At 64.0% G+C, this 16,555-nt stretch carries 14 protein-coding genes and 1 pseudogene; 9 read left to right on the top strand and 6 right to left on the bottom strand.

Features of this window, described 5'->3' with window-relative positions:
- Positions 1–1,977: a cytochrome o ubiquinol oxidase subunit I gene (gene cyoB, locus ABDB81_RS15775; RefSeq protein ID WP_346812010.1), complete on the bottom strand. Its 1,977-nt coding sequence runs from the start codon at positions 1,975–1,977 to the stop codon at positions 1–3.
- 4 nt (positions 1,978–1,981) lie between these two features.
- Complete coding sequence (cyoA, locus tag ABDB81_RS15770) at positions 1,982–2,884, bottom strand: ubiquinol oxidase subunit II (protein ID WP_346812008.1); 903 nt, start codon at positions 2,882–2,884, stop codon at positions 1,982–1,984.
- A 191-nt stretch (positions 2,885–3,075) separates the two neighbouring features.
- Here cyoA and ABDB81_RS15765 point away from each other — a divergent pair, with 191 nt between their 5' ends.
- Complete coding sequence (locus tag ABDB81_RS15765; RefSeq protein WP_160473382.1) at positions 3,076–4,464, top strand: PLP-dependent aminotransferase family protein; 1,389 nt, start codon at positions 3,076–3,078, stop codon at positions 4,462–4,464.
- Between the two features lie 11 nt (positions 4,465–4,475).
- Here ABDB81_RS15765 and ABDB81_RS15760 read toward each other — a convergent pair whose 3' ends face one another.
- Entirely contained in the window at positions 4,476–5,360 is an 885-nt protein-coding gene (locus tag ABDB81_RS15760) for a LysR family transcriptional regulator (RefSeq protein ID WP_346812006.1), read from the bottom strand.
- A gap of 147 nt (positions 5,361–5,507) precedes the next feature.
- On the opposite strand from ABDB81_RS15760, the gene argC reads away from it, so the two are divergent.
- Positions 5,508–6,458, top strand: a complete 951-nt coding sequence (gene argC, locus ABDB81_RS15755) for an N-acetyl-gamma-glutamyl-phosphate reductase (protein WP_346812004.1) — start codon at positions 5,508–5,510, stop codon at positions 6,456–6,458.
- On the opposite strand, the gene ABDB81_RS15750 is transcribed toward argC, so the two are convergent.
- Positions 6,418–7,341 (bottom strand): LysR family transcriptional regulator, encoded by a 924-nt coding sequence (locus ABDB81_RS15750; RefSeq protein ID WP_346812003.1) that lies wholly within the window; start codon positions 7,339–7,341, stop codon positions 6,418–6,420. The two genes, argC and ABDB81_RS15750, sit on opposite strands and share 41 nt — an antisense overlap.
- Before the next feature lie 94 nt (positions 7,342–7,435).
- On the opposite strand from ABDB81_RS15750, the gene ABDB81_RS15745 reads away from it, so the two are divergent.
- The 4 genes from ABDB81_RS15745 (at position 7,436) to ABDB81_RS15730 (ending at position 10,593) form a co-directional block, all read left to right on the top strand.
- Complete coding sequence (locus ABDB81_RS15745) at positions 7,436–8,599, top strand: DSD1 family PLP-dependent enzyme (protein ID WP_346812001.1); 1,164 nt, start codon at positions 7,436–7,438, stop codon at positions 8,597–8,599.
- Positions 8,589–8,999, top strand: coding sequence for a RidA family protein (locus ABDB81_RS15740; RefSeq protein WP_346812000.1), 411 nt, complete (start codon positions 8,589–8,591; stop codon positions 8,997–8,999). The genes ABDB81_RS15745 and ABDB81_RS15740 overlap by 11 nt, the downstream gene beginning before the upstream one ends.
- Before the next feature lie 9 nt (positions 9,000–9,008).
- Positions 9,009–9,443 (top strand): MarR family transcriptional regulator, encoded by a 435-nt coding sequence (locus ABDB81_RS15735; RefSeq protein ID WP_137927126.1) that lies wholly within the window; start codon positions 9,009–9,011, stop codon positions 9,441–9,443.
- 136 nt (positions 9,444–9,579) lie between these two features.
- Entirely contained in the window at positions 9,580–10,593 is a 1,014-nt protein-coding gene (locus tag ABDB81_RS15730; protein WP_346811998.1) for an STAS-like domain-containing protein, read from the top strand.
- Between the two features lie 93 nt (positions 10,594–10,686).
- On the opposite strand, the pseudogene ABDB81_RS15725 reads toward ABDB81_RS15730, so the two are convergent.
- A pseudogene (locus tag ABDB81_RS15725) lies at positions 10,687–11,169 on the bottom strand (porin); the annotation flags it as partial.
- 12 nt (positions 11,170–11,181) lie between these two features.
- Positions 11,182–13,836, bottom strand: a complete 2,655-nt coding sequence (locus tag ABDB81_RS15720) for an excinuclease ABC subunit UvrA (RefSeq protein ID WP_346811996.1) — start codon at positions 13,834–13,836, stop codon at positions 11,182–11,184.
- A gap of 163 nt (positions 13,837–13,999) precedes the next feature.
- Between ABDB81_RS15720 and ABDB81_RS15715 the strand changes: the two genes are divergently transcribed.
- From ABDB81_RS15715 to ABDB81_RS15705, 3 genes are all read left to right on the top strand, one after another.
- The gene (locus ABDB81_RS15715) at positions 14,000–14,815 is read left to right on the top strand and encodes an alpha/beta hydrolase (RefSeq protein WP_346811994.1); all 816 of its coding nucleotides are present in this window, start codon (positions 14,000–14,002) and stop codon (positions 14,813–14,815) included.
- An 86-nt stretch (positions 14,816–14,901) separates the two neighbouring features.
- Complete coding sequence (locus ABDB81_RS15710) at positions 14,902–15,552, top strand: RNA polymerase sigma factor (RefSeq protein ID WP_346811993.1); 651 nt, start codon at positions 14,902–14,904, stop codon at positions 15,550–15,552.
- The gene (locus ABDB81_RS15705; RefSeq protein ID WP_346811991.1) at positions 15,549–16,403 is read left to right on the top strand and encodes a FecR domain-containing protein; all 855 of its coding nucleotides are present in this window, start codon (positions 15,549–15,551) and stop codon (positions 16,401–16,403) included. The genes ABDB81_RS15710 and ABDB81_RS15705 overlap by 4 nt, the downstream gene beginning before the upstream one ends.
- The last annotated feature ends 152 nt before the right edge of the window (positions 16,404–16,555 follow it).

The following is a 16,555-nucleotide window of genomic DNA, read 5'->3' as shown; positions in this document are numbered from 1 at the left end:
TCAGTTCACCGTCCGCAGGGTATCGAAGCGCGCACGCTCGATCTTCTCGACTTCCGCCGCAGGCACGTAGTAGTCCACGTCGCGGTCATAGGCGCGTGCGATGAACGTGCCGATCATCGCGATCAGGCCCGCGCCCACCATCCACCAGATATGCCAGACAAAGCCGAAGCACAACACCAGCCCGAACACCGAGACCAGGAACCCGGCCGAGGTATTGCGTGGCATATGGATGTCCTCGTACTGCTTCGGCTGTTGCCATGCACGGCCCGCCTCCTTGTCGTCCCAGTGCTGCTCCAGCGACGTGATCTGCGGCACGTGCGCAAAGTTGTAGAACGGCGCGGGCGATGACGTGGCCCATTCCAGGCTGCGTCCGTCCCACGGATCGCCGGTCAGGTCGCGGTTCTGGTTGCGGTCACGCACGCTGACGAACAGTTGCCACAGGATCGCGAGAATGCCGCAGCCGATGATCACCGCACCCACCAGCGCCACGATCAGATAGGGCTGCCAGTCGGGATTGTTGTAGTGGTTCATGCGACGCGTCATACCTTGCAGACCGAGTGCGTACAGCGGCATGAAGGCCAGGTAGAAGCCCACCAGCCAGCACCAGAACGCCACCTTGCCCCAGAACTCGTTCAGCGTGAAACCGAACACCTTCGGGAACCAGAACGTCATCGCCGCGAGGCAACCGAACACCACGCCGCCAATGATCACGTTGTGGAAGTGGGCAATCAGGAACAGGCTGTTGTGCAGCACGAAGTCCGCACCGGGCACGGCCAGCAGCACGCCGGTCATGCCGCCCACGGCAAACGTACACATGAAACCGATGGTCCACAGCGTGGACGAGTGGAATCGGATACGCCCCCGGTACATCGTGAACAGCCAGTTGAACAACTTGACGCCCGTGGGAATCGAGATGATCGACGTCATGATGCCGAAGAACGCATTGACGCTGGCGCCCGAGCCCATCGTGAAGAAGTGGTGCAGCCAGACGAAGAACGACAGCACGCCGATCGACGACGTGGCGTAAACCATCGACGTGTAGCCGAACAGCGGCTTGCGCGAGAACGTGGCGATGATCTCCGAGAACGCGCCGAAGCACGGCAGGATCAGCACATAGACCTCGGGGTGGCCCCAGATCCAGATCAGGTTCACGTACATCATGGCGTTGCCGCCCAACTCGCTGGTGAAGAAGTGCATGTCCAGGTAGCGGTCGGCCGTGAGCAGCGCCAGCGTGGCGGTCAGCACCGGGAAGATGGCCACGATCAGGATGTTCGTGATCAGCGCGGTCCAGGTGAACACGGGCATCTTCATCAGCGTCAGGCCCGGCGCACGCATGCGCAGGATCGTGACGATGAAGTTGATACCGGTGAGCGTGGTGCCCAGCCCCGATATCTGTAATGACCAGATGTAGTAATCCACCCCCACTGTCGGGCTGTATCCGAGACCGGATAGCGGCGGATACGCGACCCATCCCGTGGCCGCGAAGTCGCCCACGAACATCGACATCATGACGAGCACCGCGCCCATCGCCGACATCCAGAAACTCAGCGAATTGACGAACGGATAGGCCACGTCGCGAGCGCCCACCTGCAGCGGCACGATCACGTTCATCAAACCCAGGATGAACGGTGTGGCCACGAAGAAGATCATGATCACGCCGTGTGCCGTGAAGATCTGGTCGTAGTGATGTGGGGGCAGATAGCCCGCTGCATCGCCCACGGCAATGGCCTGTTGCGCGCGCATCATGATGGCGTCGGCAAAGCCGCGCAGCAGCATGATCAGCGCCATGATGATGTACATCACGCCGATGCGCTTGTGATCGACCGAGCAGATCCATTCGGTCCACAGGTAGCGCCACTTGCCGAAGTACGTGATGGCGCCCAGCAACGCGGCGCCGCCGAGCAGCACCACCAGCAGCGTGCCCATGATGATGGGCTCGTGCAGCGGAATGGCGTCGAGAGAGAGTTTTCCGAACATGGTGTCAGCGCTCCAGCGAGGTGGGTGCGGCCTCGGGCAGAGGCGGCAGTGCGGCGCGCAGGGTCACGGGACTGTCGGCGCGGCAGATGTCGTCGCTGGCAGCCATGTACTGATCCACCACGCCCTGGAACAGGCGCGGCGATACGTTGGCGTAAGTCTTCACGGGGTCTTTGCTGCTGGGCTGTTCCAGCTTGCGGTAGGTGTCTGCGTCAAGCGTGCCGCCCGATGCGCGCACACGCGCCACCCACGCATCGAACTCCGCGCGGGAGGTGGCAATCGTCTTGAAATGCATGTCCGAGAAACCCGCGCCGCTGTAGGCGGCGGATCGGCCCTCGAACACGCCGGTCTGGTCGGCAATCAAATGCAGCTTGGTCTGCATGCCGCTCATCGCGTAGATCATGCTGCCCAGCTTGGGGATGAACAGCGCGTTCATCGTCGATTCCGCCGTGATGCGGAAATTGATCGGCGTACCCACCGGCACCGGCAGTTCGTTCAGCGACGCCACACCGTATTGCGGATAGATGAACAGCCACTTCCAATCCAGCGCAATGACATCCACTTCGATGGGGGCCACCTTCGACTCCAGCGGACGGAACGGGTCCAGCTTGTGCGTGGAGTCCCAGATGATGATGCCCAGCATCGCCACGATCACGCATGGAATGCCCCACACCACCACCTCGATCTTCGTCGAGTGCGACCACCGCGGCGCGTATTCGGCTTTGGTGTTGGTCTCGCGATAGCGCCATGCAAACACCAGCGTCAGGATGATCACGGGGATCACCACCAGCAGCATCAGCGCCGTGGACAACACGATCAGGTGCCGTGTCTGTTCGGCAACGGAGCCGCCGGGTGACAGCAGATCCCATGAACAACCGGTGAGCCAGAGCGGCAACGCCAGGGGCGCCACGCGACGAATCGTTGAAACGAGAGGGGTGTGGAGTTTTCGCCGACGTTCCCTTGTCGGGTCGGCCGATGGCGATGGCTTGCGCATATCAATACCTTGATGTCCGGGGGCGCGGCGAAATGCTGTTTGTATGGATTTCCCCGCGATGCGCGGCATGCTAAGGTAAGACAACATCCATACAAGGGTTTCACCTCATGCCTACAACGCCGCGTGACGCCGACTTGCCGAACTGGATCGGCACCTTTGTGGCAGGCCCCCGCTATGTGCAGATTGCGGACTTCCTGGAGCGTGCGGTGGCAGGCGGGAAGTTGTCGCCGGGAGACCGGCTTGCACCGCAGCGCGAACTCGCCGCCATGCTGGGGGTCGACTTGACGACCGTTACCCGTGCACTGGCCGAAGCGCGCCGGCGCGGCCTGATCACCGCCCGTGGATCGCAGGGCACGTACATCGCCGCGCCCGCGTTCGATCTGGTGCAGGCCGTGGACCTGAGCATGAACGTGCCGCCACCGCCCGCCGAGATCGACTTCGACGACATGTTGCGTCGCGGACTGGCGCAAGTGACCGTACGCGCCGATGCCAGCCTGCTGATGACCTATCAGTTGGGCGGCGGCACGCAACCCGATCGCGCTGCGGGTGCGCAGTGGCTCGCGCCGATACTTGGGACGATTGCACCAGCATCCGTGATCGCATGTCCCGGCGCGCAGTCCGCGCTGGCCGCACTGATCCTGTGCCGCACGGCGCCCGATGGCGTGGTGGCGACGGAACCGCTGGTCTATCCCGGCATCCGCGCCGCCGCCAAGCAGTTGGGACGCGAAGTCGTGACCATCGCCGTCGATGACGATGGCATGCGGCCCGATGCGCTGGACGCCGCATGCGCATCGCAGCGCGTGCAACTGCTGTATCTCAATCCCACGCTGCAGAATCCCACCACGCACACGATGCCCGAGTCGCGCCGACGCGAACTCGCGCGTATCGCACAGCGCCGGGGCATCACGATTGTGGAAGACGATCCGTACTGGCTGCTGACGCCCGATGCGCCACCGCCCTTTGCGGCCATCGCGCCCGCCGAGACCGTGTACATCGCCACGCTATCGAAATGCCTGAGTCCGGGATTGCGCACCGCCTACGCGGTAACACCGGACACGGCGCTGCAGGAGTCTTTCCTTGCGGCGCTGCGTGCCTTGACGTTGATGGCATCGCCCGTGGCCACGGCGCTGGCTACGCAGTGGATCCACGACGGATCGGCTCTCGCGCTGCTGATGGGGATACGCGAAGAAGCCGCAGCGCGGCAGGATATCGCGCGCCAATGGCTGGTCGGCAACGGACCGCAGACGCCGTGGGGCATTCACGTCTGGCATCCGTTGCCGAGCTACTGGAATGCGGCGGCATTCAGCCGCGCCGCGCGCGATGAAGATCTGCGCGTCACCGCATCCGATGTGTTTGCCGATGGCAGCGGCTCGCCCAACGCCATCCGCATTTCCCTGGGCGGCGCGGCCACGCGTGCGCAGTTGTCTGCGGCATTGCGCAAGCTGTCGGGATTGTTCGCACGCAAGCCGTCCGATGCGGGGTTGATGGTGGTATAGATCGATACCCGCTACGCGGCCCGCAGTGCCCATAGCGCGTCCAGCACGTACTGCGTCGCGCGATCCACGTGCTCCCCGCTGTGCGCCAGGCCCAGCCGACGCCACAGCGCCGGCCGCAGCGGGCGCATCACCACGCGTGCATCGGGCGCGGGCGTCGTCACCTCGTGCGGCAGCAGCGCAGCCCCATAGCCGGCCGCCACCAGGCTCTTGATCGCGTCGTTGTAGTTGAGCTGGATACGCGGCACCGGCCTGTGCCCGCCACTGGCGAACCATTCGGCGGTCAGGCGAGATAGGCGCGTGGTGTCGTCGTTGAGGATCAATGGCCGCGCAGCCAGCCATGCTGGCGTGATACGTGCGGGGCACGGCCAGCTTGCGGGCAGGAACGCCTGCACCGGATCGCGCCGCCACGGGCGAATCGTCAGCCCCGCCACACGCGCCTGCGGCAAGGCCACCAGACCGACCTCCAGCGTGCCGCCCGCCAGTCGCGCCAGGGTCTCCTGCGAAGTCAGCACGGCCACCTGCACGTCGATATCGGGATGCTGCTCCGCCAGCGTGGCCAGCGCCTGTGGCAACAGATGCGCGATGGCGCCGGTCGATGCACCCAGACGCACACGCCCCGTCAATCCTTGTACTTGCCGCCGCACATCGTGCAGCGCCACCTCGGCATCGGCCAGCAGGCGCCGGGCACGTTCAATCAACGTTTCTCCGATGGCCGATGGACGCACCTCGCCGCGCTTGCGCGTCAGCAGTGGCGCACCGATGCGCGCTTCCAATTCCGCAATGTGCAGGCTGACCGTGGGCGGCGCCAGATGCAACGCGCGTGCCGCTTCGGCAAAGGAGCCGAGGTCGGCAATGGCAACGAGGGTACGCAAACGGTCCAGGCTGATCTCGCGCATGGGCACTCCGAATCCATCATTCAGGAAACCTGAATCTCATCGTCATGAAATTCAACTTTTACGATTCTATCCGCAGGCGCAAGATGGCGTCTCTTTCGCATCCATCGTATCCATCGCAATCTCAATCGCAACCGCGCAGAGGCCACCATGACCTACCCCCTTGTTTTTATCGACGGCGACCAGGGCACCACCGGCCTGCAGATCCATGAACGCCTGCGCGGCCGCGACGATCTTCGCCTGCTGACGCTCCCCGCCGGCCAGCGCAAGGACCCGCGCGCCCGCGCCGAAGCCATCAACAGTTGCGATATCGCCATCCTGTGCCTGCCGGACGCCGCCGCGCGGGAGGCCGTGGCTTCCATCGTCAACCCGGCCGTGCGCGTGATCGATGCCAGTTCGGCGCACCGCACGCAACCCGGTTGGACCTACGGATTTCCGGAGATGGGTGACGGCCAGGCGCAGCGCGTCGCCGGCGCACTGCGCGTCACCAATCCTGGCTGCTATCCGACCGGTGCGATCTCGCTGTTGCGCCCCCTGGCAAAGGCCGGCCTGCTGCCAGACAACTACCCGATCACCATCCATGCGGTGTCGGGCTATTCGGGCGGCGGACGCGCAGCGGTGGAAACCTACGAAGGACCCGATGCTGCACAGGCCCTGCCCTTCCAGGTCTATGGACTGGAACTCGCGCACAAGCACGCGCCTGAAATCCAGTTGCACGCGGAACTGGCCCGTCGCCCGATCTTCGTGCCGTCCTATGGCGCGTTCCGGCAAGGTATTGTGCTGACCGTCGCGCTGGAACTGGATCTGCTCGCACCGGGCACCGATATCGAGACGCTGCACGCCACGCTCCAAGAGCATTACGTGGGCGCTCGTCATGTCGAGGTATTGCCACTCGCCGAATCCTCCGCGCTCAAGCGTCTCGATCCACAAGCGCTGAACGGCACCAACGATCTGCGCCTTGGCGTCTTCGGCAATCGTGAACATGGACAGGTGTTGCTGGCCGCCGTGTTCGACAACCTCGGCAAAGGCGCATCCGGTGCCGCCGTGCAGAACCTCGACCTTATGCTCGGCGCCGCGACGGCGGTGCGGCAGGCGGCCTGACCAGTTCCTGCTCCAGAAATTGCATGAGTGCCTGCACGCGCGCGGTACGTCCGCGCCGTGTGGGCACGAGCATTGTCACGGGTGCGCTGTCGAACGCCCAATCCGGCAGCACGCGCACCAGCCTGCCGCGCGCCACGGCCTCGGTGACATCCCACTCCGAGCGCAGCACCAGCCCCAATCCCTGCTCCGCCCAATGGCGCGCAATGCTGCCATCGTTGCTGGTATAGGCCGGTACGACACGCACGGTATCGGGCTTTCCCGACAGGGACGGACGACACCGCCACAGCGTCACGTCCTCGTCGTTCTCGCGGATGCAGATACACGCATGAGCCAGCAGATCGCGCGGCACCGTTGGCGTTCCGTGCTGGCGCAGATATTTCGGACTCGCACATAGCCAGCGTGCATTCGGCGCGAGCGTGCGGGCAATCCATGACGAATCGCGTACCGCGCCGATATGGATCACGGCGTCCGAATCGTGGCGGTCGGGCCATGGCGTTTCGCGCAAGTCCAACTGCAGCCGCAGACCCTTGTGGATTTGCGCAAAACGCGCGAGCAGCGGGGCGATGTGTTGCCGTCCGTAGCCGAACGGCGCGGCGATGCGCAACGTGCCCGTCAGCGCGCTGTCCTCGCGCCGAAACGATTCCGGCAGTGCATTGAGTTGCGCAAGAATCGCCGCGCCTTCCCGTGCGAAGCGTTCGCCTTCGGCCGTCAGGCTCAGTCGCCGCGCCGTGCGCGTGGCCAGCGCGAGCCCCAGGCTCGCCTCCAGCTTGCGCAGCCGTGCGGACAACGCAGGCGGCGTCACATTCAGTGCGCGCGCCGCCGCACTCAGCGAAGGCCACTGCGCCAGCGCCTCCACCAGCCGCAAATCCTCGATCTGGATCATTCACTTCTGCTTAACGATTGATGTTCCAAAATTTAACCACAGGTGGCGCTATCGCGCCTACAGTGGGAACCTCCGCAATCCCCACGCACACGCCATGACCGCTTCCGCTGCCGCGCCCATGCAACTGACGCAACTGGAAACCCCGGCCGCCATCATCGACACCCCGCGCATGCTGCGCAACATCCGCCACATGCAGGCGCGCATGGATGCACTGGGCGTGCGCTTTCGTCCGCACGTCAAGACCAGCAAGTGTTCTCCGGTGGTACGCGCGCAGATCGCGGCGGGGGCCACCGGCATCACTGTCTCTACGCTGAAGGAGGCCGCCCACTTCTTTGACGATGGCACTACGGACATCCTTTATGGTGTGGGCATGGTGGCGAACAAGCTGCCGCAAGCACTCGCGCTGCGTCGTCGTGGATGCGACCTCAAGATCGTGACGGACAGCGTCGATTCGGCGCGCGCCATCGTCGCGTTCGGTACGGAACATGACGAAGCATTCGAAGTGTGGATCGAGATCGATACCGACGGCCACCGCTCCGGCATCCGTCCCGATGAAGCCGCGCTGGTCGATGTGGCCACGGTGCTGCACGAAGGTGGCGCAAAGTTGGGCGGCGTGATGACGCATGCGGGCTCCAGCTACGACCTCGATACGCCCGAGGCATTGGCCGCAATGGCCGAGCAGGAGCGCGCCGGTTGCGTGCGCGCCGCCGAACGGCTGCGCGCAGCGGGATTGCCTTGCCCGGTGGTCAGCGTCGGCTCCACCCCTACGGCCCTCTCGGCCGCCAGCCTGCATGGCGTCACCGAAGTGCGCGCCGGTGTCTATGTCTTCTTCGATCTGGTGATGCACAACGTCGGGGTCTGCGGCACCGATGATCTCGCGCTCAGCGTGCTGACCACCGTGATCGGGCATCAGGCGGAGAAAGGCTGGGCCATTGTCGATGCGGGCTGGATGGCGATGAGCCGGGATCGCGGCACGCAAAAGCAGAAGCACGACTTCGCCTATGGTCAGGTCTGCAGCCTCGATGGCACGGTGCTGCCGGGCTATGTCCTGAGCGGCGCCAATCAGGAACACGGCATCCTGTCGCGCGAAGGCGGTGAAAGCAACAAGGACGCCGATATCGCCAGGCGCTTCCCCATCGGTACGATGCTGCGTATCCTTCCCAATCACGCCTGCGCAACCGGTGCGCAGTTCCCCTCGTATCAAGCGCTTGCCGAGGACGGCGAGATCACGGAATGGAGCCGCCTGCATGGATGGTAATCACAAGCAACGCGATGGCGCAGTCCGCACCATCCAGCCCGCCACGATGGCAGCGCCCGGCGGCCACTACAGCCACGCGACCGTGGCCAACGGCATGGTCTTCGTGTCCGGACAGTTGCCCGTCACAGTGGATGGCCACAAACTCGTCGATGCCTCGTTCGAAGCGCAGGCGCAACAGGTGCTGGACAACGTGAAGGCCGCACTGATTGCCGCAGGCAGTGGCATCGAGGGACTGGCGCAGGTACGCGTCTATGTGGACGACATCGAGAACTGGCCCGCCTTCAACAAGGTCTACGCGGCGTGGATCGGCGAGGCGCGTCCCGCGCGCGCCGTGGTGCCCACTGGTGCGCTGCACTATGGATTCAAGATCGAGGTGGAAGCGGTCGGCGTGGTGCTGTAGGCTGCCGATCTGAAACCGCACAACATCAATCTGCAGGCATGGCGCATTCTTGCCGCGCTGCGCCATGAAGATCATCAGCGGCTCTCGGATCTGGCGAGCCATACTGGCGCCGAGCTTTCCTATCTGTCCCGGGCGGTCGTTGCACTGGAGGAACGCGGCTTTCTCCGCCGCGATGCGTCAGCGGAAGACAAGCGCAACATCCACATGTCACTGACGCCTGCAGGCCGCGCCATCGTTGCGGAGTTGGCACCGCGCGCGTGGGACATCGAACGAGCGTCGGTGTCGGGTGTGTCGCCGGAAGAGCTGGCGGCAACGTTGAAAACCTTGCGCGCCATTTTTTCGAATCTCGTCGATGGCTGCCAGGGTGCTACGGGCGTCAATCGCAAGCTGACCGTGGCGCGCCGGGTTCGCAGCAAGGAGATTCAGGATGAGACCGAGGCATAGAGCAACGCCGCTGCCGCCGCAAAATATGTGACATAGATCACATATACGCCTTAACTCACGTCCCTATGACAATACGCGATGCTAGGATGTTGTCATAGACGACGATGGATGTTGACATATGCGTACAGATCCAAGCATGGCTCGGTTCCTGGCGGCACAGTTTGCTGATAAGGCGGAGGTTGCGCTCGCCGCTCCGCTACAGGAGGCAAGGGGTATCTCACGCCAGGCAGCCACAGCATTGCTGGGCCGCATGGTGAAAAACGGTTTGCTGGTGCCAGGCACGGGGCAACGTCCGAAAACGTACTTTCTGGGCATATTGAAGGACGTTAGCAAGGAATTCCTGTTGGACGGCCTGGAGGAACACGTTGTTTGGGCGGAGTACCTGAAGCCCGTCCTGACTGACCTGCTCACCCCAGAGGCTCTGAATGTTTGGGAGTACGGCGTGACCGAGATGATCAACAACGCTATTGATCACTCCCAGGGCACGAAGCTGAAGGTCCAGCTCTACGCCAACGTGGCATTCACAAGTTGCTACATCGGTGACGATGGGGAGGGTATCTTTCGAAGAATCACCCGGCTGTGCAATCTTCCAGATGAGCGCCAGGCCATTCTGGAGTTAGCCAAGGGCAAGCTAACCACCGATCCCACCCACCACTCCGGCGAAGGCATTTTCTTTTCTTCCAGGGCATTCGATAACTACCGGATTCTGTCCAATGGGCTGACGTTCGACCATGTGCATGACGAGCCGGACTTCCTGCTCGAACACGGGCGAGGTGAAAGCTATGGCACGACGGTCTTCCTCCGTCACGGCAATGCATGCACCCGGACGTTACGCGAGGTGTTTGATCAGTTCGCAGAGCCTGATGAGTACACGTTCAGCAAGACCATCGTGCCGGTGAGGCTTGCCAGGATGGGTGCGGAAAGCCTCGTCTCCCGATCGCAAGCACAACGATTGCTTGCGCGCATCGACAAGTTCAAGACGGTGATCCTGGACTTTGAAGGCGTCGAGACCGTTGGGCAGGCATTCGCAGATGAGATCTTCCGCGTATTTCAGGCGGGACATCCCGATGTGGAATTGCACCATCAGAAAGCCAACGATCAGATTCTACGGATGATCAAGCGGGCGATTGCGCACGGAGCGCAGCGTTAGCGGTGCTGCCATTTTTCGAGAGGGAACGGCTGCTTGCCGTTGCTGTGCTGCCTCGCCGCTCCCTCCCGCCATTCCCTCAAAACGTATGCTTCACCCCCAGCATTGCCCCCAACTGATTGCCACCCGGCGAAGCTGCAGCGCCCGGGTTGCTGCTGACTGACTGCGCCAGTTGGCCGCTGTTGTTGATATACCCCGCGGTGGCAAGGTGGCACCAACCGTCAGCCCACCGAACTTGCCCTTGTAAGAAATGGCGTTGTCCGCGCGGGAGTTGGGAATCGTCGGGTCCAGCGCACCCGATCCGAATGTGTTCGGACCCAGGATGTCGGAATCCAGCGTGGCCCAGAACATCATCGTGTATTGGCGACCGAAGGCCACCTGTCCCCAATTGCCCGACAACCCGACCCAGGCCTGTCGGCCGAACAGCCGGTTGCCGAAGTTCGCCACACCGGTGTCCGGTGCGAAACCGGATTCAAGAACGAACTGCGATTTGAGTCCGCCTCCGAGATCTTCGGTGCCACGCAAGCCCCATCGCGAAGGCACCGAGGCGGAGAGATTCGGCATGCGCGCCACCGTGTTCTGCGTCGTCGGCTACGGACGATGTTCCAGCGCTTGCCGCAGATAGGCCGCGGTTGTGCTCGTACGCATGCCTGCGATCTCGGCGGGGCGCCCGGTCCCCACGATACGGCCCCCCTCTCCGCCCGCACCGGGGCCGATGTCGATGACCCAGTCCGCCTGCGCCACCACGCGCATGTCGTGCTCCACCACCACCACGGTGTTGCCCGCCTCCACCAGCGCCTGCAGTTGCACCAGCAAGCGGTCCACATCGGCGGGATGCAGGCCATTGGTCGGCTCATCCAGTACGTAGAGCGTGTCGCCGCGTTGCGCGCGCTGCAACTCGGTGGCCAGCTTGATGCGCTGCGCCTCGCCGCCAGACAACTCCGTGGCGGGTTGACCGAGGCGGAGATAGCCGAGTCCGATATCGCGCAATACCTTCAGCGAGCGCATCGCCACGGCTTCCCCTGCGAAGACCTCGCAGGCCGCATCCACGGTCAGGTCCAGCACTTCGGCGATATTGCGGCCCTGCCAGGTGATCTCCAGCGTCTGCGGCTGATAGCGGGTGCCATGGCAAGCGGAGCACGGTGCGTAGACACTGGGCAGGAACAGCAACTCCACGCTGACGAAGCCCTCGCCTTCGCAGGTCGGGCATCGTCCCTGTGCCACGTTGAACGAGAATCGTCCGGCGGTGTAGCGCCGCTTGCGCGCGGCGGGCGTCTCGGCAAACAGTTTGCGCACGTGATCGAACAGCCCGGTATAGGTGGCCAGGTTCGAGCGCGGCGTGCGGCCGATAGGCTTCTGGTCGACGCGCACCAGCCGGCGCACTGACTCCATGCCGCTCGCAATGCGTCCTTCGGTCGGCGCGTCCGTCACCGCGAACAGCGGATCGCGCTCCTCGTCCGCATCGCTATCGTTCGCCCGGCCCAGTTGCCGGTTCACGAGTTCCGGCAGCGCCTGGCTGATCAAACTCGATTTGCCCGAACCCGACACGCCAGTGACCGCGGTGAAGCAGCCGAGCGGAATCTCCGCATCCACGCGATGCAGGTTGTTACGCGAGACGTGCGCAAGCCTCAGCCATCCCGCTGGTTCCCGTTGCCTTCCCGCCATCCTTGCCTGATCGCCAAACAGATACGCCGCCGTGCGCGACGCCTTGACGCCCGCAAGACCTTCGGGTGGCCCGCTGTAGAGCACCTGTCCACCATGCTCGCCTGCGGCCGGCCCCACATCCACGAGCCAGTCCGCCTGACGCATGGTCTGCGTGTCGTGCTCCACGATGAAGAGCGAATTGCCGGCTGCCTTCAGCCGGCGCAGTGCGATGAGCAACGCTTCGCCATCCGCAGGATGCAGCCCCGCCGACGGTTCATCGAGCACATAGACCACACCGAACAATTGCGACGAGATCTGCGTGGCAAGCCGCAACCGTTGCAACTCGCCTGACGACAGCGTCGGCGTACTGCGATCCAGCGACAGATAGCCGAGACCGAGGTCGAGCAGCGTGGACAGCCGTTCCATCAATTCTTCCGCAATGCGCTGCGAGGCCAGCCGCTTCTCTTCGGAGAGATTGGGGGTGCGCCGTACGTCCGGTGCGGCCTGATGCGCGGACCCACCAGCGGCGACGCGTCGGGCCGTATCGGCGCGCGCGGCCTTACGGCTCACGATATCGCGGGTAGCATCCGCTGGCTGCGATAACTCGCCATGCGCCACCGGACGCATGATCTCTGCTACCTGCGCGAGCGGCAGATGCGTGAAGGCGCCGATATCGAGGCCCGCGAACGTGACGGACAGCGCCGCCTTCTTGAGTCGCTTGCCATGGCAGGTCGGACAGTCGCGGCCAATCATGAACTGGGACACGCGCTTCTTCATCAAAGCACTCTGCGTGGTGGCGAACGTCTGGAGCACGTAGCGGCGCGCACCGGTGAACGTGCCCTGGTAGCTCGGCTCCATCTTGCGCTTGAGCGCCGCCCGCACCTCGCGCGGCGTAAACCCCGCATAGACGGGCACGGTGGGCTGCTCCTCGGTGAACAGGATCCAGTCGCGATCCTTTTTTGGCAGGTCACGCCATGGCCTATCGACGTCGTAGCCGAGCGTGACGAGGATGTCGCGCAGGTTCTGCCCATGCCACGCCGGCGGCCACGCGGCCACGGCACGTTCGCGGATCGACAGCGCATCGTCGGGCACCATCGACTGCTCGGTGACATCGTAGATGCGCCCCAGCCCATGGCAATCCGGACATGCACCCTCTACCGTATTGGGAGAGAAATCCTCGGCATACAGCATCGGCTGGCGCGGCGGATAGCTGCCCGCACGCGAGTACAGCATGCGAACCAGACTGGACAATGTCGTGACGCTGCCCACCGTGGAGCGCGCATTGGGCGTGCCGCGTTGCTGCTGCAGCGCCACCGCGGGCGGCAGTCCCTCGATGCTGTCGACCTCCGGCACGCCTACCTGATCGATCAACCGCCTGGCATAGGGCGCGACGGATTCGAAATAGCGCCGCTGTGCCTCTGCGTAGAGCGTGCCGAACGCCAGCGACGACTTGCCAGAGCCCGACACGCCGGTGAACACCACCAGCGCGTTGCGCGGGATATCGACGTCGACATTCTTCAGGTTGTGCTCTCGCGCGCCCCGCACACGGACACAGTGGTCTGCCACGTTCATCGCGTTGGACTTCTGGCGGGATTGCTTCATCACGCGCTCCTTGTTTGCCGGGCCGTCGGTATGTCACGCGTGTACCGTGCTGCAGGAAGCATGCCAATGCGCATTTCGACAAACTTCACGTCTTTCGGGAAAGTCTGCGTCCCGCATGCGGGCTAGCATGGTGCGCAACCGTTGCCTTGCGCGAGTGCCGACCATGTCACGCCAAACCCTGATGAAGACCTCTCACGGACAGATCGCGCTGGAGGAGTCCGGCCACGGCACATTGCCCGTGTTGCTGATCCACGGCAACTCCTCATCCCGCGCAGTGTTCCGCAATCAGATGCAAGGCCACGTCGCGGACCCTTACCGATTTATCGCGTTCGACCTGCCGGGCCACGGCGAATCCTCCAATGCCATCGATCCGGACCGCACGTACACGCGCCCCGGCCTGGCCGATGCAACGATCGAACTGCTGGAGAAACTTGGCATCGACGACGTGGTGCTGGTGGGATGGTCGCTAGGCGGACACATCGCACTGGAGGTGGCGTCGCGCTTTGCTGGCGTGCGCGGCATCATGATCTGCGGCACGCCGCCGGTGGGTCGCGACATGTCGGCCGGCTTCATCCCCGCGCCCCATATGCGGCTTGGCAGTCAGCAGGTGTTTTCGGCGGAGGATGTCGATACGTTCGGTGAGGCGATCTTTGGCGATAGCTTCACGCCGGCACTGCGCGCGGCCATCGCACGCACCGATGGCCGCGCACGCAAGACCATGTTCGAAGCAGCACGTGCGGGTGCGGGCATCGATCAGCGCACTCTGGTGGAGTCATTGCCCGTGCCGCTCGCGGTGGTCAACGGCGCGAACGATCGTTTCGTCAATCTCGACTACATCGATAGCGTGGCGTACGCCAACCTGTGGGGCGGCCACTGCCTGCGCCTGCCCGATACCGGCCACGCGCCATTCCTGGAGTCGCCTGCCTTGTTCAACCCCATCCTTGAGCGATTCCTGCGCGACGTGGCCACGGGTGATTAGCCCATGCGGCACGCCAATGATTGCGAGGCTGGCACGAGTTGCCGCAACGCGTGCCATTGCGCGGGCGATGTGGTGGCCGCCACCCCATGTTTTCCAGGCCAAGGCAAATAAACCACAGCGCCGTCGCGCGTTCTTGCAAATACGAATCACTATCATTTATACTCGCCAGCGCCCTCATCCCGTCGTCATCCGCCCTGATCGTGCTGCGCGATCCCGCTCATCCTCCGCTGTTCGCTGCGCTCCTGCGTCACTACGACGAGCTGGTCGATCACGTGCGCCGTCGCTTTGGCGACCGCCATTTTGCGCGCGACGTCTTGCAGGATGTGTGTGTGCAGTTGCTGGAGCGTCCGCCGTCCGGCGAGGTGAAGCAGCCGCTGGCTTTCCTGCGGCATGTCACCACCCATCGGGCCATCGATGCCTATCGTGCGCAGCGCACGCGCCAGGCCCATGCCGATGCGGGACACGCCGACGGTTCGCGCATCGAGGACCTGCAGTCTCCCGATGTGGCCGAGGACATCGCGCACCGGCAGATGGTCGATCACCTGGAGCGATGCATTGCCGCACTGCCGCAACGTTGCCGGGAAGTCTTCATCCTTCACCGTCTTCACGATCTGCCGCAGCATGAAGTCGCGCTAAGATTAGGCATCTCGCGCGGCATGGTGGCACGTCATATGGCGCGGGCCATGTCGTTGCTGGCACCTGCACTCGACTCCGCACCGCCAGCCGCCTCACCATGAGCACCCTTCGCGCCGTGTCGCCAAACCCCGAACACCCCTCAAAACAGGACGATGCGTTGTCGCCATTCGCGCAGGATTTGCGCGAGCGATTCCCGTCCGTGGAAGCCATCACCGCCGCAGCGGCGTCACGTCGCCGCCGTGCGAAGAAGACGCGTGCCGGCGTGGCTGCCGCACTCTTTTTGCTCGCGGGCGTGACATGGCTGGCCGATCCCGCCTATCGCACCGAGCAACTCAACGCCGACGCGCACGCGCCACGTACGGTGCAACTGGCCGATGGCAGCGCGGTCACGCTCGACAAGGGCACGAACCTGAAGATCACGTGGCGCCTGCGTTCGCGCCAACTGGCGCTGGAAACCGGCGAGGCGCAATTCACCGTCGCCCATGGACTGCGCGCGTTCATCGTCACGGCAGGGCAGACGCGCGTGCGCGATATCGGCACGATCTTCGATGTGCAACGGTTACCGCAGCGTACCCGCGTCACGGTGATCGAAGGCGCCGTGGAAGTGGAAACCGGCGGACAGGTCCGCCAACTGCGCGCGAACCAGCGCGTGGACGTGGGACCGGACGGCCAGATGCCGCATGACACCGCCACCGTGGATGTGGAACGCGCATTGGCCTGGCAGCGCGACAAGTTCTCGTTCGATGGTGTGGCGCTGGCCGACGCCATCGCCGAAATGCAGGCGCGTTCGGGCACCCCTATCGTTATCGACGATCCGCGTATCGCGCAGTTGCGCCTGTCTGGCGAGTTCGATCGCGAACAGGTCGACGCCATTCTGCAGTTGTTACCCGGTGTGCTGCCGGTGACGATACGGCGCACGGGCGATGGGGCGGTGCATTTGTCGGGGCGTTGAGCTTCGGAAGCCACCCGCTTGTTTGCTCCCCTCTCGCGTTGTTATGCGCACCCCTCTCCCGCGAGCGGGAGAGGGGTGCAAACAGAGCGCATCGTAAAGGCCATCACCCTCGGCTATGCGCTCCCCTCTCCCATGTCAGTGGGAGAGGGGTG

The sequence above is a fragment of the Cupriavidus sp. DL-D2 genome, assembly GCF_039710735.1.
Lineage (GTDB): Bacteria > Pseudomonadota > Gammaproteobacteria > Burkholderiales > Burkholderiaceae > Cupriavidus.
The sequence above is the reverse complement of the archived record's forward strand: the minus strand, read 5'-3'. Positions and strand labels throughout refer to the sequence as shown.